At 45.7% G+C, this 691-nt stretch carries 1 protein-coding gene; it reads left to right on the forward strand.

Features of this window, described 5'->3' with window-relative positions:
• A partial coding sequence (locus R7040_RS26765) for a response regulator (protein ID WP_318097631.1) occupies window positions 1–635 on the forward strand: 635 nt, incomplete at its 5' end.
• Window positions 636–691 lie beyond the last annotated feature (56 nt).

A 691-nucleotide genomic window follows, 5' to 3' on the forward strand; every position in this document is an offset into this window, starting at 1 on the left:
CCGACAAGTTGGATGAAATGTTCGAACCTTTTGTTCAAGAAGAAGCGACCACAACTCGCGAATACGGTGGCAGTGGCCTTGGTTTGACCATCGTGAAAAACTTGGTCGATATGCTCGACGGGGATGTACAAGTTCGCAGTCAAAAAGGGCAAGGAACCACATTTGTTGTTACGCTGCCAGTAAAAGATCGTGAGCGAGTTCTGGCTCCGTTGGATTCGAGCCAACGCGTAAAACCTGCAGAGTTGTTTGATGAAAGTCTGAAAGTGTTGCTGGTGGAAGATAACCATACTAACGCCTTTATTCTTAAAGCGTTTTGTACCAAATACAAGATGCAGGTTGATTGGGCGAAGGATGGGCTAGAAGCCATGGAGTACTTAAAAGATCACTCTTATGATTTGATTTTGATGGATAACCAACTTCCGCATCTTGGTGGCATCGAAACCACGAAAGAGATTCGTCAAAACTTGAAATTGGGGACGCCAATTTACGCCTGCACCGCCGACACTGCGCAAGAAACCAGTGATGCATTTATGGAAGCAGGCGCGAACTATGTTTTGCTGAAACCCATTAAAGAAAATGCACTCCACGAGGCTTTTGTTGACTTCAAGCAGCGCTTCTTGATTGAACGGACATAGTCTGCTGCCACATTTCCGGTAGTTTCTTTGTTTACCTAGCCCACCTTAGCTTTGCC

The sequence above is a fragment of the Vibrio sp. 1069 genome (assembly GCF_033340555.1).